This window comes from Maridesulfovibrio spiralis (SeqCode), from assembly GCF_048571135.1.
In the GTDB taxonomy this organism is placed as follows: Bacteria; Desulfobacterota; Desulfovibrionia; order Desulfovibrionales; family Desulfovibrionaceae; genus Maridesulfovibrio; species Maridesulfovibrio spiralis.
In genome coordinates, this window is the sequence record NZ_CP182344.1 from 556,628 (window position 1) to 580,642 (window position 24,015).

Consider the following 24,015-nt stretch of genomic DNA (forward strand, 5'->3'; position numbering starts at 1 on the left):
TGATTTAAACAAAAAAAACCCCGGAGCCGATCCCCGGGGCTTTTCTGACTTTGGACTCGCTGTGAAGCAATCACCGCGACTGCTCCACAATTCACAAACTATTTTTACTGAATCAAAACTATACGCAGCCGGTGGGCTTGGGCAGACCAGCCATTTTACAAGCTCCCTTACCAGGACCGGAGGGGAACAGCTCATAAATGTGCTTGAGTTTGAATCCGGTAACCTTGGAAAGGATGCGGACCATAGGTGCGATACCGTTCTTCTTGTAGTAGTCCTGCAAGAAGTCGATAACTTTCTGGTGCTCATCGTTCAGCTCTTTGATGCCTTCGCTTTCTTTACAGAAATCAACCCACTCGGGGCACCAGTCTTCGAACTTGAGCAGGAAGCCGTCTTCGTCTACGTCAAAGCTTTTTCCCTGAAATTCAACGATTGCCATGTAAAACCTCCTAAAAAATTAATCGTAAAAGCGACCTGTCGCTTTAACAACAGGATATAGTGAATTTCCCGAAATCCAATTTCGAGGAAAATTTCTCACTCACCCAAAGTGCCAATTAAAACCTTGGCAAAAAAAATTCAAGGAAAATATTGTGCGAGTCTGCATATTTCACACAAAAATGTTCAAACCGTGAGTAAGAGACCTTTAAATGAAGCTTTCCAAGGTATTCAAAATTAATTCCATCTTTAGTAAAAAGCGGAAAATCTTTACATTTCTTTTGTATTCAACAGTACTGAACACGGCAATTTTATCCATCAATCAAACACCAAGACATTGAAATAAAACAACATTCCACCTAAGGAACATTTCCTGCTTTGTAAATTTACATAAAATCAGGAGGATCTAAAATGGAAATCAGTTTTGTTAACGAATCAGTAAACACGCCTGTTAGAAACGAACGTCAGGATACCCCTGCACCTTCCGGGATCACCCGAGAACAAAGACTTGACTCTGTTTCCACCAACATCAAAGCCGGTCTTAAACCGACCGAAGAAAACCCGGAACAGCTTCTGGAACAGACCGTTGAAGCCAGTGCACAGGAAGGAGCTATTGACGGGGCACATGACTTCAACATGGCCAGAATTATGGAACTTCTTTCCGACCCCCTGCTGCAGGAAGATATACCGGAATAGAAAACAGGTAGCACAAAACGATTTTCATTGAACAGAGCTGTTCATATTTTGGAAAACGCAAAGCCCCGGAAATACTAAATCCGGGGCTTTGCGTTTTTGTGTACAAAATGGTAACTAAAGGAAGTTTCAGCCCGTAACTGGTTACGAAATTTTTCTATGAATAAAATCAGCTTGATAAAAACTCCGGACAAACCTACCCCCGGTTACCCTCCTATGGAGTCCGCCCTGATCGCACCGCCTGCGGTGGAAATTGATCCGGCGTGGACAGTTCCTTCCGCCCGCCAATGCATCGACTGGTGGGACGACTACCAGATGCTGGACAACATTAAAGCCCACAGTATGCTTGTGGCAAAAGTTGCTGTTCAAACTTCTGAATTGGCCCTTGAGTCAGGCGTTGATGTAGATATCCCGACCATTCAGGCTTCCGCCCTGCTACACGATATTGCCAAAAGTTACTGCATTCACCACGGCGGCAACCACAGCCAGATCGGTGCTGCATGGGCCATCCAGCTTACCGGGAACCCGGCCATTTCCATGGGGGTTCTGCACCATGTTTTCTGGCCCTTCAAGCCTGAGGCAGACAAATATTTCCTTCCGCTGGTCATAAGTTACGCTGACAAACGCGTGATGCATGACTCATTCACCACACTTGAAAAACGATTCAATGATTTGAAGGTCCGCTACGGCAAGACCGAAAATATCAAGCAAAGAATTCACAAAACATTCGAGCAGTCCCTCATTCTTGAGGAACGGCTCAGCAAACTTATTGGAGTTGATCTCAATGCATGTTCTCTTGATTGCGGGCGGCTGGTCTGAGGAAAGGGAAGTCTCCCTGAGCGGCGCGAAAGGCATTGAACAGGCCCTGCTGGAACTCGGCCATGATGTTGAATTCGTTGACCCGGCAAAAGACTTTAAGAACATCCTGCTTTTAGCTGAACATGCTGATTTCGCCTTTATCAACCTGCACGGTTCTCCAGGTGAGGACGGGCTGATTCAAGCTATGCTCAATCAGGTAAACTGCCCCTATCAGGGTGCGCAGCCGGAAAGCTCATTCCTGACCCTGAACAAAGCGGCCACCAAAACCGTCTTCGATCACCACAACATCCGCACCCCGCGCTGGGAACTTATCTGCCCTGCAGAAGGATGCAAGGGACTTGAAGAACTGGAAGTCCCGGTTTTCATCAAACCGAATACCGGCGGTTCCAGTCTGGGGATGACCTTTGCCCGCACGCAGGAAGAACTGGACAAAGGCATTGAGACTGTTTTCAGCCTCGGCGACAGCGCGCTGGTTGAAGAATACATCAAGGGCATTGAAGTCACTTGCGGTATTCTCGACGGCAAGCCGCTGCCCCTGATTATGATCAATCCCCCGGATAATGCAGAATTCTTTGACTACCATAGTAAATACGCCCTCGACGGGGCGGAAGAAATATGCCCCGCCCCCATCGCCCCGGAACTGACTGAACAGATTCAGCAGTCTACGGTCAAAGTCCACAAGCTGCTGGGCTTGAGCGATTACAGCAGGGCCGATTTTATCATTTCTGAAGGAGTACCCTATCTGCTGGAAGTAAACACTCTTCCAGGCATGACTCCCACAAGCCTTGTCCCGCAGGCCGCACAGGAAGCAGGTTATTCATTCAATGAATTGATTGCCAAGCTCATTGAACTGGGACAGAAAAAGCGGAAGTAACTTTTTTTCAACAGGTCTGACAGCACATCGGGCCAAGGAACGGAAACGTCAGGATCACCACATGTCAGTATCACTCAAACTCAAAGCTGCATCTTTTCTTTACGGTCTCGGCTGGAAAGCCGCCATCCCCTTTCTCAAGAAGAATGACAGGCTGAGGGAAGGCTTTGACCGCCGCACCCTCAAGCATAGCCTGCCCCCGCGCGCAGATGTCTGGATTCAGGCAGCATCAGCAGGGGAAGCCAAGATCGCGACCCGTATCATGGAAAATATTTCCATGCCCAACCCGACAAAATTCCTGCTGACCACCAATACTGAACAGGGAATGTCCGAGCTTGAGAGAACAGCATATCGACTAAGCCCTAATCCGCGTAACGTTTCCGCTTCAACAACATATTTTCCATTCGACAGCCCGGATATCGCCCGCAGGGCACTTGAAGCTGTCTGCCCGAAACTGGTTGTGCTCATTGAAACTGAAATCTGGCCCGGTTTCCTCTCCGCCTGCAAAGAGCTCGGCGTGAAAGTGATCATTATTAATGGTCGTATGACCACTAAAAGCCTTGCAGGATACATGGCTCTACCCGATTTTTTCCAATCCGTGGCCCCGGAAGAAATTCTCGCCATCTCCGAAGACGATGCAACCCGCTTCAAAACTCTTTTTGAGATCGAAAAGATTTCAACCATGCCCAATGTCAAGTTTGACGGAACCAACACAGCGGCGGCAATACCTTACACCGCCAACCCGCTCTCTTCCATTTTCCGGCCCAAGACTCCGTTCATCATCCTCGGCTCCGTGCGCAAGGAAGAAGAATCTCAAGTGCTCAAGCTGGCTGAATCACTGAAAAAAGAACGCCCTAAGACCGTAATCGGACTTTTCCCACGTCACATGCACCGCATTGATGCATGGGAAAAGATGCTTGAAGACGCAGGTCTACCTTGGGTTCTGCGCTCAGAAATCGAGAACACCGTACCTTTCGGACATATCGTACTTTGGGATGTTTTCGGCGAAATGCAGTCCGCATTCTCTCTTGCCCGTGCAGCCTTCATCGGTGGATCACTGGCTCCGGTAGGCGGGCAGAACTTCCTTGAGCCGCTTGCCTACGGTGTGACCCCGGTTATCGGCCCCTACTGGTCCAACTTCACATGGGTCGGCGATGAAATTTTCGAGAAGAAACTGGCCCGTCAGGAGCAGGATTGGGAAGGTGTTCTTAAAGGCCTTCTCGATATTAGCAAACGGGCCTTCAAACCCGAAAAAGTTAAGAAAGATTTTGAAAAATATCTCGCAGACATGCGCGGCGGAACCGAAGCTGTTTGCGAAGCTATTAAACGTAATTTGTAGATTTGAGAGTATATTTAATAAATGAGTATAACTTACGGATGTTACGGCATTATCCCGGCCCGCTATGATTCGAGCCGCTTTCCGGGCAAGCCTCTGGCAGATATCTGCGGCAAGCCCATGTTCTGGCATGTCTGGAACCGGGCTTCCAAATGTCCGGAGATGGACAAGGTTGTGCTGGCTACGGACAGCGAAATTATCATGGAAGCGGCTGAAAAACATGGAGTCCCGGCGGTGATGACCGCTGCCGACCATACCAGCGGCACTGACCGTGTTCTGGAAGCGGCCCGCAAACTGGAGCTGCCGTCTAATTCTGTTGTGGTCAATATTCAGGGCGATGAACCCTGCCTGGACCCGGCCATGATCTCAGAGCTGGTTTTGCCCTTTGCAAAAGACGGGGTCCGGGTCACCACACTGGCTTCCCCCATCAGTGCAGCCGAGGCCAAAAGTCCAGATCGGGTAAAAGTAGCACTTGCAAAAGATGGCCGGGCGTTATACTTTTCCCGCTCACCCATTCCATTTTCCCATCAGGGTGACGGGGATTACCTTCTACATATCGGCCTTTACGGCTTCCGCATGGAAGCCCTTGAAACCTTTGCCGGCACGGACGTTTCGCCTCTCGAAAAGAGAGAGCGTCTGGAACAACTCCGACTGCTGGAAAACGGAATACCCATCCATGTCACCATTACCGAACACTCCTGCCACGGAGTGGACCGTCCAGAAGACTTGGATACAGCCATAAAGATTCTTGAGAGGGAGAAAATATGAAAGCCATTCTGGCACTTGAAGACGGCACCTACTTCGAAGGAACTTCCTTTACCGGCCCCGGAGAGTCCGGTGGTGAGGCCATCTTCAATACCGGCATGACCGGATATCAGGAAGTCCTTACCGACCCCTCCTACACCGGACAGATGGTCTGCATGACCTATCCGCTTATCGGCAACTACGGCATCACTGAAGAAGACATCGAATCCGCAAAAGTCCATGTTGCCGCCTTTATCGTAAAAGAGTGCTGTAAGCACCCTTCAAACTGGCGCTCTGTAATGTCCCTGCCCGACTACCTGAAAGAAGCAGGAGTCATGGGTATTGAGGGCATTGACACCCGTGCGCTGACCCGCCACCTGCGTATCAACGGCGCAATGCGCGGCATTATTTCCACCGAAGAACTTGATCCCGCAAAACTGGCCGAAAAGGCAAAACAACTGCCCACCATGGAAGGCCAGAACCTTGCTGATACCGTAACTGCCGAAAGCTGCTATGCATGGAAAGACGGCAAGCCCGTCCCTGTAGATGTAGCCAACGGTTACGAATGGAGCGGCAAAGGCCCACGCCTTGTCCTCATTGATTACGGTGTAAAATGGAACATTCTGCGTCTGCTGGACGAACAGGGCTTTGAAATTCTTTCCGTTCCCTCCCATTATAGCGAGGAACAGGTCAGAGCACTCAATCCCGATGCAATATTCCTTTCCAACGGCCCCGGTGACCCGGCAGTTCTGGATCAGGCTGTCAAGAACGCCAAGTCCTACTGTGAAGACCTGCCCGTGGCCGGCATCTGCCTCGGACACCAGATTCTGGGACAGGCTCTGGGCGGAAAAGCCTTCAAGCTGAAATTCGGACACCACGGCTGCAACCATCCTGTTATGGACATGGAAAGCAAGAAAATTGAGATTTCTTCACAAAACCATGGGTTTTGCGTTGACATTTCTGGCTGTTCCGATCTTAAAATCACCCACAAGAACCTTAATGACGAAACATTGGAAGGCTTTGCCCACAAAACCAAGCCGGTCATCGCAATCCAGTTTCACCCGGAAGCAGCACCCGGCCCGCACGACAGCTGCTACTTCTTCGCCAGATTCCGTAATCTGGTAAAAGAAGCAACCGGAAAATAACATGCGATAAATAAACGTCGGAGACACATATGTCCGGTGAACTGACCAATGCCAGAAAAAAGCTGGCAACTGTCCCTTCCCTGCTCAAGCAGCAGAAAGCCATGCCTGCAGTGCAGGCAGCCTATGATGCTGTCCTAATCATGCTCAAAGGCGGGCTGATGAAAGCCGAGCGCGAGGAGTTTCAGGAGCTGATCGACAGCACTGTCCACATCCTTAACAGTGACAAAAAACTGCGGGAAGACTATCCGCTGATCATCAACTACGCTCCCGGTCAAGAAAAGCCACTCCTTGAAACACTGCGTGAAATTCTGCATGAATTGCAGAAGAAAGTCAGCGACGGAGCGCAGCAACTGCTGGCTGCCATGGAGAAGCGGAAAGCCGACCAGTTGGACAAAGGTCAGGCACTTCTTGCTGAAGACAAAGTCTCCGAAGCCCAAAAACTGTTCAACGCCCTTATCCGTGAATTCAAGGATGACACTGAACTACGTGCTGAAATTGCAGACAAATTCATTAAATCCGGACTCTACAACGAAGCACTTGAATATCTTGAAGAAGCGCTCAAGAACGATCCCAACGCAATATTCCTTTATAACCGTATCGGAATCGTATTGCGCAAAATGAAAGATTTTGAAGCTGCCGAGAAATATTATCTCAGAGCACTCAAAATCAATCAGAAAGATGAGTATCTCTACTTCAATACCGGCCGTCTCTATTACGACTGGAAGAAATGGAGCAAAATGGCGATAGCAGCTGAAAAAGCTCTGGCCATTAACCCCAGTTTTGCTGAAGCAGAAAAGATGCTCAAATTTGCCCAGAAAAAAATAGGATAGACGGATGCCCCCGACGGCCCTACGGGGCCAAAGCACCCCTTTTGCAAAAAGGGTCTCTGGACTCTACCAAAACCTTTCAACAGGCTTTTCCGGTAGAGCCTCGGGTGCATAATATAAAGACTCAAGGAGGACTGATTTTTTCAGTTCTCCTTTTTTAATGAGAACACTTATGAAGTATATTTTACTTGACCGTGACGGGACAATTATTGTTGATAAGCACTACTTGAGTGACCCTGAAGGGGTTGAACTTTTCCCGAACACAGCGCAGGGATTAAAGGCCATGCAGGATGCCGGATATGAACTTCTGGTCACAACCAACCAATCAGGCATTGGCCGCGGTTACTACTCGGAAAAAGAAATGCACGCTGTAAATAGTCGTATGGCTGAACTTCTGGCCGAATACGGGGTTGAATTCAAGGCTGTCTACTTTTGCCCGCATGCCCCCGATCAGGATTGCGATTGCCGCAAGCCCGGCCCCGGCATGTTCGATCAGGCCATTGCCGAGTTCGGCATGAATCCGGAAGAGTGTTATGTGATAGGAGACAAGCTCTGTGATGTAGAACTGGGCATGGCCCGCAAAGCCAAATCAATTCTGGTCCGCACCGGAAAGGGGCAAAAAGAAGAACCTCAGTGCATAGATAAGGCAGACTACATTGCCGACGACCTGCTTGATGCAGCAGATTTCATAATCAAGAACAAGTAATCCATAAAAGCAAATTTAAAATGAATAAAGTCCTTACCTTAAAACAATTTCAAGACCTTGTTCTGGAAATGGTAACCCTTGAGCCTCATGTGGAAATCACGGCTGAAAGCTTCCACATGGGTGACGAAGAAAAGGGAATTGAAAAAGTCGCCGAGGTCTATGGATTTTCCCGACACAGCAAACCCGGCTATGAGATTATTTTTGACTGGGTTGCCAAAGGAAATCTGGACGGCTTCCTGATCGACATGTTCGATTTTACCATTGAAGATTACAAGAAAGGCGACTTCTGCCCAATCTTCAAAGGAGCCGTAGTTCTCGATGACTACAAAGAACCTTTCGAAGGGCACGAGATAGCCCAGAAAATTCTGGAACTGCTCAAGCCGGAACAATGGACAAAATGGATCGTCGAATACCTTCCTGAACCACGCATGCTGGTAGAGATGGAAGATTAAACTTAGGCTACGCCTACAATTTTAAACGGCCCGTTATCACTCATGATTACGGGCCGTTCCTGTTGGGTTAAGCTAAATCTTCTGGGCAGAGACCAGCATTATACCTTTACTGGAATCGCTCCACGCCCTACGGAAATTCCCGAACCCGCACTCACGCAATTCTGCTTCCAGCACATCGGGCTCAATGAAATGAGAGAAATACCCCGCAAAGGTGGTGATCACTTCCAAGGATGCGATGGTCTGGGTCGACATCGGACTTCCGGTCTTGGCGTAATGGTTAGCGCAAAACCAGCCGCCGGGTCTAAGTGATTTAGCCATTTTTTGCAGTATCGGCTTCAAATTACCCTGGCAGGCGTAAAGCACATGCGAAGCGAAGATCAGGTCAAAATCCTTCTGCGGCAGCTCATCCTTGCGCATATCAAGGCCGATAGCACTAACCCGCTCCCCGTAACCCATTTCCCGGCAGCGATCTTCTGCAAGCGGGACCACGTGTGGAAGATCAAGAATAATTCCATCCATCTGCGGATTGCGGGCCAGCAACGACATGGTGTAGTTGCCATGATTGCCGCCAAGATCCCCCATGAGCCGAAAACCGTCAAACCCCGGCAGATTGCTGATAGCATAAACAGTTTCATGCAGCCCGCTGCTGAGTGATTCCTGTGCGGTCCCTTCCATGGCATCCTTTGCCGCCCATTTTGTATCACTCTCATCACGCTTGCTGGCTTTACCCCGTAACAATTCTCCCATATCCTTATTGATCAGTGAGCAGAAGTCCATAGTCAGGCCCATTGCCAACCCTTGATACAGCGGCGAAGTGCTGACCATATATTCTGTTGAGAGATGGGTATTTGAATACATGCCCTCCGAGCTTTGAACCAAATCGCAAGCCTCCAGAAGATCAAGCATGGCTCCGAGCTTTAGTTCATCGAACTCAAAAAATTCTGCCAGCTCTTTCACGCTGGCCGGTTTCATCTCAAGCGTATCGAAAAGTTTGAAATTTACCGCTTCCATTATTGCCTGCGAAGTAACGCCACGGATGATCAGGCTGTGTACCGGGGAAAAATCCTGCTCAGGTTTGGGATAGTTCATGGAATCCTCCAAAAGAGTTTAGTAACTAAACACTTAGGGTAAAAAAATTATTTTAGGTAATTATCCATCCATTCATTCATCTTACTACAGATTTCATCAAACATATGCAGTTCCTCTTCAGGCATTGCACGCAGATAGTCTATAAATGCGCGATCGTGATCCAAATGAAACTTGTAATGGTTTACACTGGCCTTCTTCCCCAGCTCAGTAAGCCGCAGGACAACTTTAGAACCATTCTGCGGATCAGGCTCCTTGACCATCAAACCTTTTTTGACCAACTTGCTGACCAATTGTGAGGCAGCCCCTTTAGTAATCCCTGATTCACGGGCCAATTCTGTTATCCCGCACCCGCCAAGCTGATCAACAGCAGAAAGAGTATGAATTTCAGATGGGTACAGCTTAATACCGATCCCAAAGTCAAATGCCCTGCGCTCGACCATATTGTATTTGACCAGCACCCTGCCGAGCTCGCGCATGTGGGGAATTATTTCTTCTACCGTTCTCATAATCATAGTGTTTAGTAGCTAAACAGATTAACGTCAACCGCTAATTTACAAATTTTTTGACTGTTGATACACATAGACCATGCAAAGTACTATTAAGAGGCCGGGGAAAAATATTTTCTTTTTATTTTATGCATTAATGCTGACCATACTCAGTATGGCCTGTTATGCACATGCAGAAACAACGGAATTTCCCATTGCTGATCCTTATAAAGCCACCATTTTCGGCACTCCGCCGGAACTTATGTATAAGTTCAAAGAAAAAACCAGCCCGGAAAAATGTGAAATAGTAATCGAGAAACGCAGGATTCCGGACATTTTCTGGTACAATGAAGAATTCTACTACTCCACAGCTATGCATGATGAAGAAGCCCCGCTGCTTTTCATCGTTGCCGGGACCGGTTCAGAGCATAACTCGACCAAAATGAATTTCCTGACCCAGCTTTTTTATGAAGCCGGGTTCCACGTGGTCGCCCTGTCTTCACCTACACATATGAATTTCGTGGTCAGTTTTTCCAAGTACGGTGCACCCGGATACGTTCCGCATGATGTGGAAGACCTATACCGGGCCATGCGCTGGATCAAACAAAATTTGGAAGAAGCATATAAAATAAACGGGTATAGCATTACCGGATACAGCCTTGGAGGACTGCACTCCGCTTTTCTGTCCAAGCTGGATGAAGAGCGGCATGATTTCAACTTCCAGCGGGTACTCATGCTCAACCCTCCGGTCAGCCTTTATTCATCAGCCCTGCGCTTTGATTCATGGCTCAGCCCGGAAAATCTCGGCAACAAAACACCCCGGCAGGTGGTCAACGAACTCATCGAGGCCTTCTCGGAAATCTATGTACAGTCCGACATAATCGACCTTGATGACAACTTCCTCTACGCACTCTCTCAGCACATCAACTTTTCCAAGATGGACATGAAAGCCATTATTGCCGGAGCATTCAGAATGTCATCAGCGAGCATGATTTTCAGCTCCGATGTCTGCCTCAACGCCGGATACATCGTCCCGGTAAACCGCCAGTTAGGGGTTACTGACAACCTGATGCCTTACATGCGGGTCGCGGCGGCCATCACCTTTGAGGATTACATTGATGAATACCTGCTGCCCTACCTGCAATTCCTGAAGCCGGGAACAACCAAGGGAGAATTTGTCAAAAACTGCGATCTTGAGAGCATCAGGGATTACCTGAGCAACTCGGACAAAATTTTCGTACTCGGTAATGAAGACGATATCATCCTGAACGATGCGGATGTAGAATTCCTGCGCAACACCTTCGGTGAGCGGGCCTTCCTCTTTCCCCACGGCGGACATTGCGGAAATATAATGTTCGGACCTTTTGCGCGTAAAGCACAGGAGCTGATCAGATGATGCGCAAATTTATCTTACTCCTGCTGTTCTGCATGCTTCTGCCGGGCTGTGCTACCATCATCAAGGATGATCCTTCCCTTAATCTAAAACCGCAAGGCTTTATCGCTCCGGTTTCCCATGCACCTTTCAGAGGCAAGGCAAAAACAAAGGAGGCCGAGCTGGATTTCCTGAATGTCTACGACCCTTGGGATTCCATGAACCGCTATATTTATTCATTCAACGCCCGCTTTGACCGGGCCGTTTATATTCCGGCGGTAGATGTCTACACCACGGTTCTGCCCCAGCCTTTGCGCCACGGCGTAACCAATGCGATCAACAACCTGAACGAAGTGAAATCTTTTACCAACGGCATCCTGCAATTCAACGGACTCAAAGTCGGCAGGGCTTTTTCCCGCTTCCTGATCAACTCTTCTATCGGGGTGCTGGGGATCTTCGATGTCGCAAGCATATGGGATCTGAAAAAGCTGGAAACAGGATTTGCGGATACTCTCGGAGTCTGGGGAGTACCCCCCGGACCATATGTAGTACTCCCGCTGCTCGGCCCTTCCAGTGTGCGAGACAGTGGCGGTGCTCTCGGTGACTTCGCACTCCTCTTTTATGAAATGAACTACGTCTACGACCTTGCCGGGGTAACGGATGGCCGCACAGCAATAGCAATGGGAGAATCCACAATACGTGGCCTTGACCTGCGCGCCAACGTCCCCTTCCGCTACTACCAGACAGGTTCTCCATTTGAGTATGACATGATCCGTTTTCTGTACTCCAAGAAACGCGAGTTGGACATGGAACGGGAAGAACTGGGCATCACCAGCGGGGGTAAACCATACTTGAAACGAGAATTCGATACGCCGCGTAAGAACCGCGAAGTGAAAAAATAGCTAACAAAAAAGGGACCAAATGGTCCCTTTTTTGTTAGCTTATAGATTTAGTGGCTATCAATTTTAGGTCTTCTGCGTTCATTAGGCACTTCAAATACCAGAGTCGCGGTTTTCTTTTCCTGCAGGAAATCCGGGCTTTCCTTAATCGGTTTCTTCTTGGTGAAGAAGCGGACGAACCAACGTCCGGTTACATCAATAGGAAGTTTAACTTTGCCGTCAAAAATCTGCTGACGCTGGATGTACATATCTTCGGCCTGGGTGGAAAAACCATTGTAGGTTGCATCCCAGTAGCCATCACCATGGTAAGGCTTGCCATCCATATAGACCTGCATTTCCAAAATATCCCCCTTCTTGAGCATAGACACATCTTTTGCCGGAACCAACTCCATGGGCATACCCACTATGGCCGGAAAAACAGCGGAAGGATTTTCGCAGACAACATAGGTCTTAGTCCACTGACTGCTGCGTAGGCTGGAAACAATTTTCGAAGCCCGGTCTGTGACGGCGCTCATGGGCTTGATGGAATGGCGCTTGCGGTTTTTCTTATCCATCCAGGTAGTGAAATTACCGGGATTGGTTGCAGCCGTGAGAACATAAGTTCCGGGCATGTCATAATTGATGACATAGGAATGCAGCGATTTCTCGTCACGGAGCTTGATCTTATAAGTTTTGGAATCCGGCTGCAACACATTCACATGATTAAGCTTCTTCATGCGCACGGCATCATCAACCGGAACATGATGTCCATAGCAAAAAAACATCGGAGACTTTTTGCCTTCAGAAACATGGTAGCGCCCGGACTGAATATACAACGAATGGGCCGAGGCAGCTGCCGGCAAGAACATACTTAACATCATAAGAAAAGAGAGCAACTTTTTCATCATCTGGTGATCCTCAATATTTATACAGTTAGACTTTGCCTTTGAATTGCTAACGAATTTCGTTTTCATTATCAAGTAAATATCATTACCACTCATGCCCCATGCAATCGAAACTAACCAAGCCTGCTGAACCGACTGCGGTATTCTCGCGGGCTGACCCCGGTCATGCGTTTAAATAAGCGTCTGAATGATGAACCGTTGTCATAACCAACCGCAAGCGTAATCTCTTCAACGCTATTGGTGCTTACTTCCAGCAAATGCCTTGCGGCTTCAATGCGCAACTGCTGCAAATATGAATTAGGGGTCATGCCTGTTGCCGATTTGAAACGACGCAGGAAAGTTCGTTCCCCCAGTCCGGCTTTATCTGCAAGCAGGGCATTCTGCATAGGCTGGTTGTAGTTCTCCTGCATCCATTCCTGCACCACTGCAATCTGCTGATCACTGAATCCCTGCCCCCCGGACTTGGCTTCAAACATAAAATACGGGCTCTGCACATCACGGGTGGAATCCATAACCAGTATCTTTGCGCAAGCTGCGGCCGTCTCCCGGCCCATGAATCGGGAAACAAGGTGCAGGGCCAGATCCTGCCAAGCCATTGCACCCCCAGCACAGATATAACTGCCGCCATCAATAAGCATGCGCCCGGCCTGAAGATCTACATTTTCAAAACGGGCTGAAAAATCAGGCGCAAGCTTCCAATGCGTGGTTGCAGGCTTTCCATCCAGCAATCCGGCCCGGGCCATGAGGAACGATCCCGCGCAGGCTGAAGTTATGATTGTCCCCTGCTTTTCCAGAAAGGCAATACGCTCCATCAATGCGTCATCATTCAGCAACAGATCAATTTCCCCGAACACCGGGGGGAGCACCAGAATATCCGGCTCTACATCATGCAGGCTACCAGCCACCTGCACCGGAAGCCCAGTAAATCCCCTTACATTCTCCCCATCGGGACTGACTATCTCAAATCCGCAGAACTGCATCCCGTTCCCGGATTCCAGCGCATATGAATTAGCAATGGCCAGAATCTCCAAAACGCCGGAAACAGCACTGGACAGACAATTATCGTAAGCTAGGATTGCAACGTTCTTCATAACTTCACTGTCGTTTTAGACGCGTTTATTGTCAATAGCGACACTTATAAGATTTCACGTTTCTGGCAGCATTAATTCAACTTGAAAGCAAAACCCCCACCAAGGAGAATTAAAATGAGTAAAAAAGCACTTATCATCATCGACATCCAGAACGACTATTTTCCGGGCGGCAAGTTTACCCTCGACAATAGCGAGAAAACCGGAACCAAGGCCGCGCAGGTCCTCAACTATTTCAGGGGAAATGGTCTTCCGGTAATCCACATCCAGCACATCTCAATAAAAGAAGGGGCATTCTTTTTCCTGCTCGGAACCGAGGGTGTAGAGATTCATGAATGCGTAAAACCACTGGAAGATGAAACTGTTGTGCTCAAGCACTTCCCCAACAGCTTCCTGCAAACCAATCTCGATAGCGTGCTAAAAAAACTGGGCGCAGAAGAACTGGTCATCTGTGGAATGATGAGCAACATGTGCGTGGATGCCACTACCCGCGCAGCTGCGGATATGGACTACAAATGCACAGTGATACATGATGCCTGCTGCGGGGCAAGCCTTGAATTTGAAGGAGTGAAAGCCGGATCAGCTGAAGTCCATGCCGGATTCATGGCATCTTTGGGAATGTTCTATGCACAAATGGTCAGCGCAGACGAATTAACCGCCTAACGCACATTCTGGACCCGGAGATAAAGAATCAGCCCGAGCATGGTCAGCCCTATGCCGGACCAGCCCAGCATCCCGGGCATGACTCCGTGCAAAAGCACAACTTCACCAGCCAGCGAAAAGAGCACTTCCATGGATTGTGTGCAATCTGCCGCGGCCAGTTCAGCAGCGTTACGGGCCTTGTGACGTGCGTAGAGAAATAGACTGGTCGCGGCAATACCGGAGAAAACAGCAACCAATGCGGTATTTAAAATCTGCCCTGCCTGCGGAAGCGGTGGCCGGGTAAAAGCAATCAGAACAGCCCAGAGCGGCAAAGATCCGAGCGTGAGCAACAACACCCGGCAAAAGGGATCATCCATGACCGGATCATCAAGGGCGGGGATACGCCCCCCGCCTCCATTACGCGCTTCCCAGACCAGCTGGTTGCCGAAAGGATATGCAAAGGCCGCCGCAAATACCGGAACTGCACCAAGCAACACCGCGTTCCAAGTGCTGTCCTGCACGCTCTCGATATTTACCAGCAAAACCCCGGCAAAGATTATGAGGGTCAGCAGCATGGCCCGCAGCGGAACTTTTTTACCAAATCCCAGCAGGACCAGCGGTGTGGCAAGGATAGTTGTCTGCCATGTTGCGGCCACCACCCAGCCGGGTGTGTAGGATGCGCTGAAGGTAATAAGCCCGTAGAAAACGCCGAATCCGACGCCCCCGGCAAGGCTCCAGAATTTCCAGTGCTTCCGGTAAAGCTTAAATGAACGAAGCAGCAAATCACGGCGAAAAACAGCAAGACCGGCAAAAAGAAATCCCAACATCCAGAAATAGCGCAGGCTGGCCGACCAGACCCAGTGCCCGCCCTCTAGACTCATGGCCCGGTTGAGCACAAAAGTGGAACTGAAAAATAAAGCTGCCAGAACTCCGGTCAAGATAATCTGCATCTAAATCTCCGAGAATGAATTTCTATATTTCGCCAGTCCTGATCAAATCTGATAATTTCACGATATCGTCTTGGGTAGGAATATAGCCGCGCTGAAATGAAGGGGCATGGACGCGTCCACGCAAAAAGTCTTCGGCCCAGCCCCGGACTTCCTTATGGAAAAAACCGGGATTATTCAAAACAATACGGGCCTTGGCTGCGCCGTCTTCCTTCTCCGCCTGATGTGAAAAATTGGCTTCATGAAAATGATGTATGTAAAGAGGTTCGACAATGCGCTTGAATTTAGCACCGAGCAGCAGACACTGCACCCAGTAATCCCAATCCTCGTAGGTTGTGTTATCCCGGTAACGGACACCTGCATCCCATAATTCCCGGCGGTATATTGCGCTCGTCGGCAGAGAGTTCTGGGTTCGCAGATGCAACGGGCTGAAGTCCGGCAGAACGCAATGCTTCTTCCCGGCAGGACTGACCTCATAGTAGTCCGTGTAGACCACTGAAACTTTAGGATTACTATCCATAAAGTCCACACAGGAACTCAGAAATTCCGGTTCCATTTCATCGTCAGGGTCAAAGCTGAGCAGGTATTTACCTGTTGCCTGATCCAGCCCGTAATTACGCACCGGACCGGGCTTCCCGGACCTCGGCGGGGCCAGTATCTTAAAATCCCGGCACTTTACCCTGCCCGCCCATTTACGGGCTTGAGCAAGAGAATCATCACTGCTGCCGTCATCAACAAAAATGACTTCCGCATCAGCTAGAGACATGGACTGCGCAACCAGCGAACCGAAAAAACGGTCAGCAAAACATCCGTAATTGTAATTGGGTATAATAATAGAAAACAGGGTCATGTGAGTGTGTCCGTTATGGATAAGGCTTTACAGAACAGATACACCACCCGGCCCTGATTGGAAACATTTTAAAATGAATCGGCCCGGAGCATGAAATACTCCGGGCCGCCTTTATTTACTTGAACAGCTTCAGATACTCCCCGTAACCTTCGGATTCAAGATCCTCCAGCGGAATGAATCTTAGCGAAGCTGAATTGATGCAGTAGCGCAAACCCGTAGGCTGGGGCCCGTCATCGAAAACATGTCCCAGATGCGAATCAGCCTTGCGTGAACGCACCTCGATACGGGTCATGAAAAACGAGCGGTCTTTCTTTTCAACCACACCCTGCTCCTCAATCGGGCGGGTAAAGCTGGGCCATCCGGTACCGGAGTCAAACTTATCCCGTGAACTGAAAAGCGGTTCACCTGAAACGACATCCACATAAAGTCCTTCACGGTGGTTATCCCAGAACTCATTGTTGAAAGCAGGCTCGGTCCCATCTTCACGCACAACCTTGAATTGCAGCGGAGTCAGGATTTCACGCAGCTTGTCATCATCTGGCCGCTTGTAGCCGTTCTCACCGCTGAGAGGATGTTCTTCTTTTTCATCACCCCAGTGCTTTTCGACAAATGAATCCCTGCCGGACAGGTAGCGATACCAGTTGTAGCGCACGGGATTCTTCTTGTAGTAGTCCTGATGGTACTCTTCAGCCCTGTAGAACTTCTCGAATGGAATCAGCTTGGTAGCTATCGGCTTCTCAAAGACGCCTGACCCATCAATTTCCTGCAAGACATTTGAAGCTATCTTCCTCTGGCTTTCATCATGGTAAAATATTGCAGAAGTATATTGTTCGCCACGGTCATTGAATGAACCGCCGGGGTCGGTCGGGTCATGATGCCTGATAAATACCCGCAGTATATCTTCATAACTGACCTTTTCCGGGTCATAGCGGACTTGAACAACTTCCAGATGGCCGGAATTTCCCGAACTGACCTGTTCATAGCTCGGTTCTTCAATATGCCCACCCGAATAGCCGGAAACAACTTCGATCACTCCATCCACTTTTTCAAGATCGGACTCAACACACCAGAAGCACCCCCCGGCCAATGTTGCTGTTTCAAATTCTGAATTATTAGGCATTTTAACTTCCCCCATATTTTCAGCAGCAAAAACAGTACCTGAAAGGACCATAAACAACGTCAGAGTATATAAAATAAATTTTACCATCAGCCCGTCCTTATTAATAATAACTACTAATAATAAATATACACAATTGAGATTTAGTCAATTCATAGCCATAAAAAAAGCGCAGTCCTTAAGAGCTGCGCTTCGACAAAACAAACTTAAAAAATATCTATTGTACTGGAAAATTGAAATAAGTTTCCGGGTATGGTTCAAATTCAAGCGTGAAATGCCACCATTCCTCTTTCAGAGGTTTAAAACCGTTACGGGACATAACAGATCTCAATAAGCCACGATTGCTGCGAACCTCGATGCTCATATCCTTATTATCCGGCCATGATTTAGGCCCGAAAAAATCGAAACCAGTGCCCATGTCCAATTCCTGCCCGGTCTTAATATCTATAATAGTCAAATCAACCGTCGACCCTCTTGAATGACCGGACTTCCCGGCAATATAACCATCCCGGAAAAGATTTTTCTTTTGAACATCCGGGTAGAATTTATGTTTCATACGGACATCTTCCAGATCTTCAGCCCAGCGCACAAAATGGAGCACTGCATCCTGCGGACGGTATCCGTCAAAGATTTTAAGTCCCAGACCGAAAGGAGCCAGATCCTTTTGCACTCCAGCAAGAGCCGATGCCGCAACGCGGGTCAGGACAACACGCGGTGCAAGATAACCGTCGATCCTCTCCCCAACAAAATTATTCTTTCCGAAGTAACGCACATCATAAACCGCATCAGGGAGAATCCGGTCCAAATAGCAAAAACCATCAGGCAGAGCGTTGCCTGCACTAAAAGACGATGAAACTGCCATCAGAACCAAAGCCAAACAAGCAACCAGAATCCTGCAAATACGCATCAGGCCTCCAAGTACATTAAATAAATTACGACATAGAAAAAATATCTTTAATATTACAATTTGCAAATAAAAATTAAACTGCTACGTTGTAACCATGTATGTCTCTAAAATAAAATATATTAATAGAGCAGCACAGCAATTTTCCCGTAAACCAGCAATAGCATTACTGCTTATAATTTACATACTGTGCTTCCCCTGCGCAAGCCAAGCACAAAAAACAGTTGTTTTCATACCAAAGGCAACTATCCTGCACTACTGGAAAATTGTCTGCACGGGTGCACATGCTGCAATTCAAAATACTGACGTTAATCTAATCTGGCGAGGCTCGCGAGTTGAGGAAAAATTAGATGCCCAAAAACATCTTTTAGAATTTTACACAGACAAAAAAGTTGATGCCATCATACTGGCTCCGGCAGATAAAGAGCGCCTCAATCCATACATAGAAAAAGCGGTTGAAACGGGTATCAAGGTTGTAATCATCGACTCCCCGGTGACGACGAAGGCTCCCCATGCATACATTGCGACCGGAAATTACGAATCCGGGCAATCCGGAGCAGAACTGCTGATCAAAGACGTCAGCAAAAAAGGCCCATTACTCCTGATCGGACACCGTCCGGACAACGGGGCTTCATATCTGCGGGAACAGGGATTTATCGACCGGATTAATGAACTTTCACCGGGACGCTCCATAATCCGCCTGCATATGACTGGCGGGAGTGAACGGGAAACACGAATTACGGTTGGTGAAATCCTTGATTCAATACCCGGCATCGCCGGTATTTTTTCAGTTAATGAGCCAACTTCTGACGGGGTTCTGCATGTACTGAATAATCACCCCGACAAAGACATCCCTTTCGTAGCCTTTGACTATAATCAACACCTGCTGCAGGGAATCAAAGAGGGAAAAGTAAATGCGCTCATCACTCAAAAACCATACGCAATGGGTTTCTTTGGCGTCCGGGCTGCGCTTGATCTTCTCGACGGGAAAAAAATCCCCAAAATAATGTACAGTCCGGTCACAATTATTACTCCTAAAAATGTTGAAGTCTCCATGAATTTGAAATGTCTGCGCAAAATTAAACAAAGCGAAAAAGAACACTGTGCTATCTGCTTCAATTAAAAAAGGCCGGCATGAAGCCGACCTTATACCATAAACACTAAGTTCCTTAATTACATTAATCAGCCACCGAACCAACCGGGAGCCAGAACTTCCATGGCCTTGGTGTAATGAACGCGCAGGTCTTCAAGCTTGCCGGAAATAACTTTTTCCTGTTCGCCAAGACTGGTGGGACAAACTTCCTTCATCTGCTCAACAACAACGTCGAGTTCTTTCATGGTGGACTTAAGCAGTATAATCTGATCTTTGAGATTTTCGGAATTGTCATCTGCCAGCACGTCATACAGACGTGCTTTCCATGAATTCAGTTCCATTTCGAGACCTTTGCAATAATGGTTAACAGCCTGCTGTTTCGCTTCTTCAGTGCTACAACCGTCAATACCGACACAACTGGGACAAGGTCCGGGGTAATCCATATTCGCCATAACAAACCTCCAAAAATAGATTTAAGAATAACTGGAGTATATCACTAAATAAGGCCCAGCTCATTATTTTTCTTTAAAAAAATATATCACGTTAAAAAACAGTAATATCTGACTATTTTGATCTACCTGATTTAATCTTCAATCTTTTCTGTTTGCAGAAATCCATTCAGGACATCGACTGAACTTTCCCCCACTCCGAAATATACCCATCAACATCAAATTTTCGACGACAGCCCCGCTCATTCATATAGCGGATAGAACCGTAAACAGGACGCTTTTTCCAACCACGGTCATGCACCCCGGCCACAGACCAAAGCGCACCCACATATCCATTGGGATCACGGCCATCCAACTGGTAACGGTCATTGAGGGTTATTATGATATGCAAAGCTTCCTGCGGAGAAACAGACCACTCCAATATCTTTTTAGCCCAGTACATGCGCATATAACCGTGCATGTAACCGCTTTTAACCATCTGTAATTGCGCTGCGTTCCAAAGGTCGGAATGGGTTTTAGCCTGCTCGAATTCATCATATTCATAAATATAGTCGCGCCTGTCTCCAGAATGCTCTGCAAGGGTTGTCTGGGCCCATTGTGGTGCGGCATCCAATGAATCGTACTTGGCGTTGTAAAAACAAAAATTCTCTGCCAGCTCCCGGCGAACGACCATCTCTTCAATGTAGGCATCAACACCCTCACCCGGCGGACAGGCCACCGTGCTCAGAGCCGCACGCTGCGGAGCCAGCTGTCCAAAATGATAATATGCGGAAAGCATTGAGGTAGCATCGGCATTAGGGTCATTGCGGTTCTCGGCGTACCTCTTCATCTTTTCCCGTACAAAAAAATCGAGTGCCGCTTTGGCCGCTGCTTCACCGGGAATAAGCTCCACCGGGACCACACTTTCATCAACACTTATCTTGTCATAAACCCCACTCCAATCAATGGCAGTTCCAATGTCCCGTTGAACTTTTGCAGCAGGTAATTCAGGGAACTCTTCGAGAAATTCAGGCAGCAGCCTCTGGATTTTAGGTCTGATGGTCCGCGCCGAATATTCCTGCTTATCTGTTACGTAACGGGCCGGAACCACATTATGCCCATCGACTTCGATAAGCGGGACATCCAATTGCTCCCGGATGGATTTCTGCCAGAACTGTTTGATACGCAAAGGATCAAAGTCAGTAACCACGGCTCCGGCTCCGATTTCACGCACAAACTCAGGCAGCTTAACATCGGCACTGCCGCTGAGCAGCACAAATTCATACCCTAAGTTCCGTAGATCCCGCTCAACCTCAGCCAATCCTTTGAGCATAAAATCGTATTGCCGCAAAGTGGCCCCGATAAATGTCGGGGCAAGGCAGAACACAACTATAAGCGGATATTTGTCTGCGGCAATTTCACAGGCATGAAGCAACCCCCAATTATCCCGGACACGCTGCTCCCTGCTCATCCAATATATTACAGGTCCGTCTCCCTGCTTTGCGCCATCCAGCCGGAAAACCCTCCGGTGATCAACTCTAATCAACTTGTTCTCCTCGACTTGAAGGAATACGGCACCGTGGAGCCGGTCCTTCCAGCAACTCAGGACCTTCCATTATCTTACTGCCGCTTTTTTCTGCAAGAGACCGGGCCATGCCTTTAAAAACGACTGAATGCAGCGGATAGACCGACCACCAATACAGAATACCGCCCAACCCCCGCGGCAAGAACCGTGCGGTCATGGTAAGTTCAGTATCCCCGGCCAGGGTATTTTCAAGGTCGAATTCAAGCAAAGCTTCGCCGGGCAGCTTCATTTCGGCCAGCAACAGTAACCGCTCTCCAGACTGCACATCCAGCACCCGCCAGAAATCAAGTGCATCACCGACACTAAGCTCCACCGGATGCCTGCGCCCGCGCCTTAAGCCCACTCCGCCAACCAGCTTATCCAGCCAACCGCGCAAAGACCATAATGAATCACAGCAATACCAGCCTTCATCACCGCCAATGGAAACAACCTTGTCCCAAAGCTGTTGAGAATCTCCCTGCAACTTCACCCGGTATGCGGAATGGTAAACAGTACCGCCTGAATATCCGGCATCACCGCAGATAGCCCATTCCGGAGTATCAACAGTCCCGGCATCGGACCAACAAGTGTCAACAACTTCCTGTTCAATTTTGTTGAGAGCGCGGCGTATGGCAGTCCGGCAATCTGTAAGCTCACAGGGCATAATTTCACGAATCCGGTAATCCTTGCAGACCACTCTGTTCCGCAAGCCCATGACCAAAGGCACAGCCAACGACACCGGAACCGGAGAAACCAGCCCCAACCAATAAGATGAAAGTTTCGGTGAGATAAAGGGTACCGGGAAGATCAATCTCTTACGCAGCCTGGCTTCTTCCTGGTAAATGCGGAACAACTTCTCATAAGTCTCGATGAACGGTCCGCCGATGTCATAGCTTTCCCCCTCGGTTTCAGGGTGATCCAGACAACCGCAAAGATAAAATAAAACATCGCGGATGCTGATCGGCTGACTTTCGGTACGAACCCAGCGCGGAGTGATCATAATCGGAAGCCGGTCTACAAGATAACGCAGAATTTCAAATGAAGCGCTTCCTGACCCTAGAATTACAGCAGCCCTAAGCACAGTGCAGGAGACCGCTGAGCCGGAAAGGATATCCCCGACTTCTGCACGAGACTTGAGGTGGTGGCTGATATGCGGATCATCAGGAACCATACCTCCAAGATAAATTATGCGCTTAACCCCTGCCTCCTCAGCAGCACGCACGGTATTCTCCGCCGCCAGACGGTCTTTTTCCGCAAAATTGTTACTGCCGGGCTGCATGGAATGCACAAGATAATACACAGCTGAACATCCCTGCAAAGCGGCCTTCAAAGATTCAGGGTCAAAAAGATCAGCTTCGGCCAGCTCACAATTTTCATGAAAACTGTAGGGACGGTTATATAGTTTGGCCGCAGAACGCCCTACGGCCCGTACTTTCCAACCCTTATCCAACAGTTGCGGCACAAGGCGACCGCCCACATAGCCGGTCGCCCCAAGTACACAGATAACTCCGTTTCGAAGATCAGACATGGTTCCTCAGCATAAGTTCCGCAGGATACGGGTTAAGATAAAACTGTTGCTGTAAATATTCTTTACCATACTTGCGTACGTAGTGGTTAAGCATGGTTACGGGAACGATCAAAGGGATGAGACCGGTTTTATATTGATCAATTAATTTCAACATTTCCTGCTTTTCATCAGCAGTAATATCTTTCTTGAAATGGCCCAGAGTATGGGTCAGCACATTCACGTGTTTCTTAACGGTAGGCCTGTAATCCAAGGCCTTGAAAAGCAGGGCCGCATATTCGCTCTTCAGCTCATCATGATCAGCAATTCCTGCTGTCGCCACCAGCTTTCCCATCTTGCGGTAAAGGGACTCATTGTGAGCCATAACCAGCATTTTATGACGGGTATGGAAATCAACCATCTTTGCCGGGGTAAAGCCGTCCGCCATTGTGTCTCGCCAACGTTTGAAGGTGAAAATACGGTTGATGAAATTTTCGCGGATTCCGTTGTCATGCAGTCTACCGTCATCCTCGCAGGGAAGACCGGGAAAATGATCCATCACCATCCGTGCCCATATTCCGGTCCCGGAATAAAAGATTCGCCCGTCATCATTGTAGACCTTCATGCGCCCCATTGCATTGGACGGAGAGCCATGCTTGAAAATATATCCGCAAAGGTTTTTCTTTTCCAGCAACTCGAGCTTTTTACGTCCCCACTCCTGCATGCGAGCGGTCCAGTCATCGCCGGAATTACGGCCTATCAGACGCGGATTATCCACATCGCCCACCAGCCGCACAGCTTCTCGCGGGACACCCATGCCGCATTCCATTTCAGGACAAACCGGAACCCACTCAACATAAGGTCCAAGCACATCCCTCAGGTAACGGTCTAATTTGTGGCTTCCGTCGTACCGGACTTTTTCCCCCAGAAGACACTTGGCAATTCCCAGCCGCACTTTTTCACTGTCAAGCATAAATGGTCTCCTTCATACGCTTAGTTACATGAATAATACATTAACTGCACATTTAAAACCAGAGCCGATATTAAGACTCTTTGTAATGATAAATTTACCGTAAAATACAACTTTCCCATACTTTTTATTTTCATTCTTTTTTCAATTCTAA

General features: G+C 48.4%; 26 protein-coding genes. 13 read left to right on the forward strand and 13 right to left on the reverse strand.

Annotation, left to right across the window (positions count from 1 at the left end; genetic code table 11):
* Nucleotides 1–118 precede the first annotated feature (118 nt).
* A complete protein-coding gene (locus tag ACNI29_RS02590; RefSeq protein ID WP_419780625.1) occupies nt 119–436 on the reverse strand; it encodes a TusE/DsrC/DsvC family sulfur relay protein in 318 nt (105 codons plus the stop codon).
* A gap of 407 nt (nt 437–843) precedes the next feature.
* On the opposite strand from ACNI29_RS02590, the gene ACNI29_RS02595 reads away from it, so the two are divergent.
* The 9 genes from ACNI29_RS02595 (at nt 844) to ACNI29_RS02635 (ending at nt 8,025) form a co-directional block, all read left to right on the forward strand.
* Complete coding sequence (locus ACNI29_RS02595) at nt 844–1,128, forward strand: hypothetical protein (RefSeq protein ID WP_419780626.1); 285 nt, start codon at nt 844–846, stop codon at nt 1,126–1,128.
* A gap of 156 nt (nt 1,129–1,284) precedes the next feature.
* Nucleotides 1,285–1,944 (forward strand): HD domain-containing protein, encoded by a 660-nt coding sequence (locus ACNI29_RS02600; protein ID WP_419780627.1) that lies wholly within the window; start codon nt 1,285–1,287, stop codon nt 1,942–1,944.
* Complete coding sequence (locus tag ACNI29_RS02605) at nt 1,910–2,818, forward strand: D-alanine--D-alanine ligase family protein (protein ID WP_419780628.1); 909 nt, start codon at nt 1,910–1,912, stop codon at nt 2,816–2,818. Before ACNI29_RS02600 ends, ACNI29_RS02605 begins: the two co-directional genes overlap by 35 nt.
* 61 nt (nt 2,819–2,879) lie before the next feature.
* Nucleotides 2,880–4,154, forward strand: a complete 1,275-nt coding sequence (locus ACNI29_RS02610) for a 3-deoxy-D-manno-octulosonic acid transferase (protein WP_419780629.1) — start codon at nt 2,880–2,882, stop codon at nt 4,152–4,154.
* A 21-nt stretch (nt 4,155–4,175) separates the two neighbouring features.
* Nucleotides 4,176–4,919: a 3-deoxy-manno-octulosonate cytidylyltransferase gene (kdsB, locus tag ACNI29_RS02615; RefSeq protein WP_419780630.1), complete on the forward strand. Its 744-nt coding sequence runs from the start codon at nt 4,176–4,178 to the stop codon at nt 4,917–4,919.
* Nucleotides 4,916–6,040 carry a glutamine-hydrolyzing carbamoyl-phosphate synthase small subunit gene (gene carA / locus ACNI29_RS02620; protein ID WP_419780631.1) on the forward strand — a complete coding sequence of 375 codons (1,125 nt, stop codon included), beginning with the start codon at nt 4,916–4,918 and terminating at the stop codon, nt 6,038–6,040. The genes kdsB and carA overlap by 4 nt, the downstream gene beginning before the upstream one ends.
* A gap of 29 nt (nt 6,041–6,069) precedes the next feature.
* Nucleotides 6,070–6,870: a tetratricopeptide repeat protein gene (locus ACNI29_RS02625; RefSeq protein WP_419780632.1), complete on the forward strand. Its 801-nt coding sequence runs from the start codon at nt 6,070–6,072 to the stop codon at nt 6,868–6,870.
* A 169-nt stretch (nt 6,871–7,039) separates the two neighbouring features.
* Nucleotides 7,040–7,573, forward strand: coding sequence for a D-glycero-beta-D-manno-heptose 1,7-bisphosphate 7-phosphatase (gene gmhB / locus ACNI29_RS02630; RefSeq protein WP_419780633.1), 534 nt, complete (start codon nt 7,040–7,042; stop codon nt 7,571–7,573).
* A gap of 20 nt (nt 7,574–7,593) precedes the next feature.
* A complete protein-coding gene (locus tag ACNI29_RS02635; protein WP_419780634.1) occupies nt 7,594–8,025 on the forward strand; it encodes a hypothetical protein in 432 nt (143 codons plus the stop codon).
* 72 nt (nt 8,026–8,097) lie between these two features.
* Here ACNI29_RS02635 and ACNI29_RS02640 read toward each other — a convergent pair whose 3' ends face one another.
* Nucleotides 8,098–9,114 (reverse strand): methyltransferase, encoded by a 1,017-nt coding sequence (locus ACNI29_RS02640; RefSeq protein ID WP_419780635.1) that lies wholly within the window; start codon nt 9,112–9,114, stop codon nt 8,098–8,100.
* Nucleotides 9,115–9,161: 47 nt separating this feature from the next.
* Nucleotides 9,162–9,620, reverse strand: a complete 459-nt coding sequence (locus ACNI29_RS02645; protein ID WP_419780636.1) for a MarR family winged helix-turn-helix transcriptional regulator — start codon at nt 9,618–9,620, stop codon at nt 9,162–9,164.
* 136 nt (nt 9,621–9,756) lie between these two features.
* On the opposite strand from ACNI29_RS02645, the gene ACNI29_RS02650 reads away from it, so the two are divergent.
* Nucleotides 9,757–10,995, forward strand: a complete 1,239-nt coding sequence (locus tag ACNI29_RS02650) for an alpha/beta hydrolase family protein (RefSeq protein WP_419780637.1) — start codon at nt 9,757–9,759, stop codon at nt 10,993–10,995.
* Nucleotides 10,992–11,873 carry an MlaA family lipoprotein gene (locus tag ACNI29_RS02655; RefSeq protein WP_419780639.1) on the forward strand — a complete coding sequence of 294 codons (882 nt, stop codon included), beginning with the start codon at nt 10,992–10,994 and terminating at the stop codon, nt 11,871–11,873. Before ACNI29_RS02650 ends, ACNI29_RS02655 begins: the two co-directional genes overlap by 4 nt.
* Before the next feature lie 47 nt (nt 11,874–11,920).
* Here ACNI29_RS02655 and ACNI29_RS02660 read toward each other — a convergent pair whose 3' ends face one another.
* Both ACNI29_RS02660 and ACNI29_RS02665 read right to left on the reverse strand, forming a co-directional pair.
* The gene (locus ACNI29_RS02660; protein WP_419780640.1) at nt 11,921–12,718 is read right to left on the reverse strand and encodes a DUF4198 domain-containing protein; all 798 of its coding nucleotides are present in this window, start codon (nt 12,716–12,718) and stop codon (nt 11,921–11,923) included.
* Nucleotides 12,719–12,867: 149 nt separating this feature from the next.
* Nucleotides 12,868–13,845: a GlxA family transcriptional regulator gene (locus ACNI29_RS02665; RefSeq protein ID WP_419780641.1), complete on the reverse strand. Its 978-nt coding sequence runs from the start codon at nt 13,843–13,845 to the stop codon at nt 12,868–12,870.
* Nucleotides 13,846–13,959: 114 nt separating this feature from the next.
* Here ACNI29_RS02665 and ACNI29_RS02670 point away from each other — a divergent pair, with 114 nt between their 5' ends.
* The gene (locus tag ACNI29_RS02670; RefSeq protein ID WP_419780642.1) at nt 13,960–14,505 is read left to right on the forward strand and encodes a cysteine hydrolase family protein; all 546 of its coding nucleotides are present in this window, start codon (nt 13,960–13,962) and stop codon (nt 14,503–14,505) included.
* Here ACNI29_RS02670 and ACNI29_RS02675 read toward each other — a convergent pair.
* The 4 genes from ACNI29_RS02675 to ACNI29_RS02690 all read right to left on the reverse strand — a co-directional run bounded on the left by ACNI29_RS02675 (nt 14,502) and on the right by ACNI29_RS02690 (nt 18,305).
* Nucleotides 14,502–15,434 carry a multidrug resistance efflux transporter family protein gene (locus ACNI29_RS02675; protein WP_419780643.1) on the reverse strand — a complete coding sequence of 311 codons (933 nt, stop codon included), beginning with the start codon at nt 15,432–15,434 and terminating at the stop codon, nt 14,502–14,504. The genes ACNI29_RS02670 and ACNI29_RS02675 overlap by 4 nt on opposite strands.
* A 22-nt stretch (nt 15,435–15,456) precedes the next feature.
* Entirely contained in the window at nt 15,457–16,281 is an 825-nt protein-coding gene (locus ACNI29_RS02680) for a glycosyltransferase family 2 protein (protein ID WP_419780644.1), read from the reverse strand.
* A 115-nt stretch (nt 16,282–16,396) separates the two neighbouring features.
* Entirely contained in the window at nt 16,397–17,401 is a 1,005-nt protein-coding gene (gene msrB / locus ACNI29_RS02685; protein ID WP_419780645.1) for a peptide-methionine (R)-S-oxide reductase MsrB, read from the reverse strand.
* Nucleotides 17,402–17,615: 214 nt separating this feature from the next.
* Entirely contained in the window at nt 17,616–18,305 is a 690-nt protein-coding gene (locus tag ACNI29_RS02690; RefSeq protein WP_419780646.1) for a M15 family metallopeptidase, read from the reverse strand.
* Between the two features lie 94 nt (nt 18,306–18,399).
* Here ACNI29_RS02690 and ACNI29_RS02695 point away from each other — a divergent pair, with 94 nt between their 5' ends.
* Entirely contained in the window at nt 18,400–19,425 is a 1,026-nt protein-coding gene (locus ACNI29_RS02695; RefSeq protein WP_419780647.1) for a substrate-binding domain-containing protein, read from the forward strand.
* Nucleotides 19,426–19,484: 59 nt separating this feature from the next.
* On the opposite strand, the gene ACNI29_RS02700 is transcribed toward ACNI29_RS02695, so the two are convergent.
* The 4 genes from ACNI29_RS02700 to ACNI29_RS02715 form a co-directional block, all read right to left on the reverse strand.
* Nucleotides 19,485–19,847 (reverse strand): hypothetical protein, encoded by a 363-nt coding sequence (locus ACNI29_RS02700; RefSeq protein WP_419780648.1) that lies wholly within the window; start codon nt 19,845–19,847, stop codon nt 19,485–19,487.
* Between the two features lie 166 nt (nt 19,848–20,013).
* Nucleotides 20,014–21,369 (reverse strand): deoxyribodipyrimidine photo-lyase, encoded by a 1,356-nt coding sequence (locus tag ACNI29_RS02705; RefSeq protein WP_419780649.1) that lies wholly within the window; start codon nt 21,367–21,369, stop codon nt 20,014–20,016.
* On the reverse strand, nt 21,362–22,915 hold the full coding sequence (locus ACNI29_RS02710) for an SDR family oxidoreductase (RefSeq protein ID WP_419780650.1): 1,554 nt from the start codon (nt 22,913–22,915) through the stop codon (nt 21,362–21,364). The genes ACNI29_RS02705 and ACNI29_RS02710 overlap by 8 nt, the downstream gene beginning before the upstream one ends.
* Nucleotides 22,908–23,864: a YbgA family protein gene (locus ACNI29_RS02715; RefSeq protein ID WP_419780651.1), complete on the reverse strand. Its 957-nt coding sequence runs from the start codon at nt 23,862–23,864 to the stop codon at nt 22,908–22,910. The genes ACNI29_RS02710 and ACNI29_RS02715 overlap by 8 nt, the downstream gene beginning before the upstream one ends.
* Nucleotides 23,865–24,015 lie beyond the last annotated feature (151 nt).

Coding starts and splice junctions, on each gene's coding strand:
- ACNI29_RS02700 (WP_419780648.1), bottom strand. CDS start 19,847: ATGGCGAATATGGATTACCCCGGACCTTGTCCCAGTTGTGTCGGTATT.
- ACNI29_RS02715 (WP_419780651.1), bottom strand. CDS start 23,864: ATGCTTGACAGTGAAAAAGTGCGGCTGGGAATTGCCAAGTGTCTTCTG.
- ACNI29_RS02650 (WP_419780637.1), top strand. CDS start 9,757: ATGCTGACCATACTCAGTATGGCCTGTTATGCACATGCAGAAACAACG.
- ACNI29_RS02595 (WP_419780626.1), top strand. CDS start 844: ATGGAAATCAGTTTTGTTAACGAATCAGTAAACACGCCTGTTAGAAAC.
- ACNI29_RS02640 (WP_419780635.1), bottom strand. CDS start 9,114: ATGAACTATCCCAAACCTGAGCAGGATTTTTCCCCGGTACACAGCCTG.
- ACNI29_RS02660 (WP_419780640.1), bottom strand. CDS start 12,718: ATGTTCTTGCCGGCAGCTGCCTCGGCCCATTCGTTGTATATTCAGTCC.
- ACNI29_RS02655 (WP_419780639.1), top strand. CDS start 10,992: ATGATGCGCAAATTTATCTTACTCCTGCTGTTCTGCATGCTTCTGCCG.
- ACNI29_RS02610 (WP_419780629.1), top strand. CDS start 2,880: ATGTCAGTATCACTCAAACTCAAAGCTGCATCTTTTCTTTACGGTCTC.
- ACNI29_RS02590 (WP_419780625.1), bottom strand. CDS start 436: ATGGCAATCGTTGAATTTCAGGGAAAAAGCTTTGACGTAGACGAAGAC.
- ACNI29_RS02695 (WP_419780647.1), top strand. CDS start 18,400: ATGTATGTCTCTAAAATAAAATATATTAATAGAGCAGCACAGCAATTT.
- ACNI29_RS02680 (WP_419780644.1), bottom strand. CDS start 16,281: ATGACCCTGTTTTCTATTATTATACCCAATTACAATTACGGATGTTTT.
- ACNI29_RS02710 (WP_419780650.1), bottom strand. CDS start 22,915: ATGTCTGATCTTCGAAACGGAGTTATCTGTGTACTTGGGGCGACCGGC.
- kdsB (WP_419780630.1), top strand. CDS start 4,176: ATGAGTATAACTTACGGATGTTACGGCATTATCCCGGCCCGCTATGAT.
- ACNI29_RS02605 (WP_419780628.1), top strand. CDS start 1,910: ATGCATGTTCTCTTGATTGCGGGCGGCTGGTCTGAGGAAAGGGAAGTC.
- gmhB (WP_419780633.1), top strand. CDS start 7,040: ATGAAGTATATTTTACTTGACCGTGACGGGACAATTATTGTTGATAAG.
- msrB (WP_419780645.1), bottom strand. CDS start 17,401: ATGCCTAATAATTCAGAATTTGAAACAGCAACATTGGCCGGGGGGTGC.
- ACNI29_RS02665 (WP_419780641.1), bottom strand. CDS start 13,845: ATGAAGAACGTTGCAATCCTAGCTTACGATAATTGTCTGTCCAGTGCT.
- ACNI29_RS02645 (WP_419780636.1), bottom strand. CDS start 9,620: ATGAGAACGGTAGAAGAAATAATTCCCCACATGCGCGAGCTCGGCAGG.
- ACNI29_RS02690 (WP_419780646.1), bottom strand. CDS start 18,305: ATGCGTATTTGCAGGATTCTGGTTGCTTGTTTGGCTTTGGTTCTGATG.
- ACNI29_RS02675 (WP_419780643.1), bottom strand. CDS start 15,434: ATGCAGATTATCTTGACCGGAGTTCTGGCAGCTTTATTTTTCAGTTCC.
- ACNI29_RS02670 (WP_419780642.1), top strand. CDS start 13,960: ATGAGTAAAAAAGCACTTATCATCATCGACATCCAGAACGACTATTTT.
- ACNI29_RS02600 (WP_419780627.1), top strand. CDS start 1,285: ATGAATAAAATCAGCTTGATAAAAACTCCGGACAAACCTACCCCCGGT.
- carA (WP_419780631.1), top strand. CDS start 4,916: ATGAAAGCCATTCTGGCACTTGAAGACGGCACCTACTTCGAAGGAACT.
- ACNI29_RS02625 (WP_419780632.1), top strand. CDS start 6,070: ATGTCCGGTGAACTGACCAATGCCAGAAAAAAGCTGGCAACTGTCCCT.
- ACNI29_RS02635 (WP_419780634.1), top strand. CDS start 7,594: ATGAATAAAGTCCTTACCTTAAAACAATTTCAAGACCTTGTTCTGGAA.